The organism is uncultured Senegalimassilia sp., from assembly GCF_934632265.1.
Taxonomy (GTDB): Bacteria; Actinomycetota; Coriobacteriia; order Coriobacteriales; family Eggerthellaceae; genus Senegalimassilia.
This window is the reverse complement of record NZ_CAKTYH010000164.1, coordinates 1-3,343: the sequence shown is the minus strand read 5'-3', so window position 1 is coordinate 3,343 and position 3,343 is coordinate 1. Positions and strand designations below refer to the sequence as shown.

Sequence of the window (3,343 nt, the reverse complement as noted above, 5' to 3'; positions counted from 1 at the left end):
ATGAGCAAATTGTCCAAGGAGCAGTTCGAGGCCTACCTCGAGCAGATCAAGAACCTGGCCGAGGGCCCGTTCGAGGAGATGCAGCCCGAGATCGAGGTCACGAACGTCTTCCCGGAGAAGTTCTACGAGCTGGCCAAGGAGAACGACCTGTACCGCTTCGCCCTGCCGGCCCAGTACGGCGGCTGGGACCTGTCCGAGCTCGACATCCTGCGCGTGCAGGAGCAGTTCTCCCGCGGCCCGGGCGGCATGCGCATGCACCTGCACTACGCTGCCGACCTGAACTGGCGCATCCTGGACGACTACGGCTCGGATGAGCTGAAGGCCCAGTACATGGACAAGTTCCAGGACAAGACCATCTTCACCTGCTTCGCCCTGACCGAGCAGTCCGGCGGCACCGGCGCCGACATCCACACCACCGCGGTCAAGGACGAGAACGGCGACTACGTCCTCAACGGCGAGAAGTGGCTGATTTCCCACACCGACTGCTGCGAGTTCGCCTACGTCATCGCCGTCACCGACGAGACCAAGTCCGGCGACGAGCGCCTGTCCGCCTTCTTCGTGCCCGTCGACACCCCCGGCTACGAGGTCACCCCGATGCCCCACATGATGGGCGCTCGCGGCGCTGCCCACACCGGCCTGAAGTTCACCGACATGAAGCTGGACAAGAAGTACCTGCTCGGCAAGGAAGGCCAGGGCATGGAAATCGCCATCCACTCCCTGTCCGTCTCCCGCGCCCACATCGCCGCCTCCAACCTGGGCATGTGCCAGCGCATGCTGGAGATGTCCCTGGCCCGCGCCAACGACCGCATCACCTTCGGCAAGCCGATCGCTTCCCGCCAGATGATCAAGCGCGAGATCGCCGAGATGCAGATGTACACGCACGCCCTGCGCTGCATGGTCTACGACTTCGGCCGCGAGTACGACGCCGATCCCAACGGCAAGTACATCGAGGAGAAGGCCGCCATGTGCAAGCTGTTCTCCATCTACTCCACCCGCATCGTCTCCGACGGCATGCTGGAGATCTTCGGCGGCGACGGCTACTTCGAGGACTCCCCGTACGGCCCGGTCGAGCGCCTGTACCGCGACGCTCGCGCCATGTGGCTCGAGGAGGGCGCCCCGAACGTCCAGCGCATCACCATTGCCCGCAACTGCCAGAAGTTCGGCGGCAAGGTCGAGTACCAGCTGTAACCCTCCAAAGGGATTTGATCGCAAGAACGAATTCACTTGTAAAAAAGAACCGCTCCGTTTGGAGCGGTTCTTTTTATGCTATCGAGACGAGGGCGATTACGGCATAGACCCATTATCATCATCAAAAAGGACGCCTGCGAACAGGCGTCCTTGTCCCAAGCGGATCTTATAGCCGATGATTTTGATCAATCACGACCCTGCACGTTGTCAGTGCTGGGCACGGCATCCTTCGGAGGCACCCAATCCTGCGAGAACTGGATGAATCGCTCGGCAGCGCAGCTGCGATACGCATCCCGCTTATAAATAAGGTAGATGGGATGGAAGTCCTGCGGCACATCCTCTATGCGAAGGAAGCGAAGATGATCGAAGGCTTTCAGGCTGATAGTGAGCGTAGCCAACGCGATATCATTGGGCATTGACGAGATGATGCCGCCCAAGGAGACCTCATCCTCGCAATCGTGCTTAGCCGAAAGGTTGTACTCCGTCAGCAGATCGTTGACCTCTTCGCCGATAGGCGTGCCTAAGCGATAGGTGTGAAGCTCATGCTTGGAGAGCTCCGGGATGCTGATGGAATCGCGCTGAGCGAGCGGATTGTCCTTGTTCACCACCAGCACCAGCTCATGCGAAACCACGTGCTCGTAGCAAAGATTGGGCTTGCGCTCCCCTGCTGCAGCGAATACCACATCGTATTTATCGTTCTCCAGGCCTTCGACAAGGGGAACGCTGAAGCCCTGGAACATATTGAGCTTGACTTCCTGCCCATAGTTCTCGGAGAAATCATGGAACAGCGGCGGAAGATAGTCGCCCTGCACGGTGAGCACCGCGCCCACATTGACGGTGCCGCCCAGCTTGCCGTTGAACTCCTGCGCAAGCTCTACGCCCTTGTCGATTTCCCGAAGGCCTCGCTTGACGTACGTGGCGAATTCTTTTCCGAACGGCGTAAGACGCATTCGGCGCCCCTCGCGCTCGAATAGCTGCACGCCCAATTCCGTCTCAAGCGATTTGATGGCATGAGACAAGGAAGGCTGGGTGATGTAGAGCTCCTTTGCAGCTTTGGAGAAATGCTCCAACTCGGAAAGCTTCGAAAAGTAATACAGCTGAGACAGGTTCATCGGTAAACTCCGTTCCTTGTGAACAGCTTGTTCCCCATGAGGATCTGCGCCCCACTCCAATATGACCGTTACGGTCCGACATCACACGATTATACGAAAATCGTTCGGTCGTTTCATTACATTTTGACCGATTTATAATCACGAAACCAATATATCGAGATGCGCAATACCGTACGCACATTGGATCATGACGTCTCGTTTCTGAATCATTATACCTGATAGTTGGCCATTTTTATGCAATTCCCAAGCCGCGTAGGGCAGGAGCATGACAATCGATTTCCGTATGATCATGCTTTTGCACAGTTTTGAAATATCGACCATCTTCATGTCGTTGCTAGGGGGTTAAGCTGCCTATGTAACCCCGGACGATCTAGGAGGAAGCGCCATGACCGAACTCACTCCGCAGCTTATCGAAGGCCTTATGAACAACGTGCCGCCGCAACAGGATTTTCGCCAAGCGGTGACCATCGTAAGCTCCGACCCCGGAAGCGTCGTGTACCAAATCGACGTGCCCCAAGACCAATGCAACTATCACGGAACCATCTTCGGCGGGTTCATCAACTGCATGCTGGAAGCAGCTGCCGGCATGGCCACATACGCATACGGCATGAACAACGTGGCCATCAGCTGCGCCACTAATTTCATCCGCGCCGTCAAACCGCAGCTTCTGACCGTAAGCGCCCACACCACGCACAAAGGCCGCACCACCACGGTGTGCCACGTGGATATCAAAACGTCCGAAGGCAAGCTGGTAGCCGAAAGCACCTTCACGATGTTCCTTCTGGGGCAGCTAGAGTCCGCCTAAGCGCCCTTTCATGCGATAGCCGCCAATAATGCCGCGGAAACCCATCTCAAACCACTGGCAACGAAACGCAGCAGCCGCTAAACGCAAAGAGAGGGAGGACCCGAAGGCCCTCCCTCTCTTTGTTATGCTCCCCCGTTGCCAGGGGGTATGTTAGGCGGATGCTAGCCGCAGCGGTACTCGATGCCCATCGTCGGGCCGGGGTTGACCCACTTCTTGACGATGGTGCCCTCGCAGGCGA

General features: G+C 57.6%; 3 protein-coding genes. 2 read left to right on the top strand and 1 reads right to left on the bottom strand.

Annotation, left to right across the window (positions count from 1 at the left end):
* Positions 1-1,188 (top strand): acyl-CoA dehydrogenase family protein (locus Q0H50_RS09010; RefSeq protein ID WP_294421596.1); only part of this gene is annotated, 1,188 nt, incomplete at its 5' end.
* Between the two features lie 185 nt (positions 1,189-1,373).
* Here Q0H50_RS09010 and Q0H50_RS09005 read toward each other — a convergent pair.
* Positions 1,374-2,300 carry a LysR family transcriptional regulator gene (locus tag Q0H50_RS09005; protein WP_294421593.1) on the bottom strand — a complete coding sequence of 309 codons (927 nt, stop codon included), beginning with the start codon at positions 2,298-2,300 and terminating at the stop codon, positions 1,374-1,376.
* A gap of 385 nt (positions 2,301-2,685) precedes the next feature.
* Between Q0H50_RS09005 and Q0H50_RS09000 the strand changes: the two genes are divergently transcribed.
* Complete coding sequence (locus Q0H50_RS09000; RefSeq protein WP_294421591.1) at positions 2,686-3,105, top strand: PaaI family thioesterase; 420 nt, start codon at positions 2,686-2,688, stop codon at positions 3,103-3,105.
* The last annotated feature ends 238 nt before the right edge of the window (positions 3,106-3,343 follow it).

What these genes read in the sequence shown, in the direction of transcription:
- Q0H50_RS09005 (WP_294421593.1), bottom strand. Translation starts at nt 2,300, where the DNA reads ATGAACCTGTCTCAGCTGTATTACTTTTCGAAGCTTTCCGAGTTGGAG.
- Q0H50_RS09000 (WP_294421591.1), top strand. Translation starts at nt 2,686, where the DNA reads ATGACCGAACTCACTCCGCAGCTTATCGAAGGCCTTATGAACAACGTG.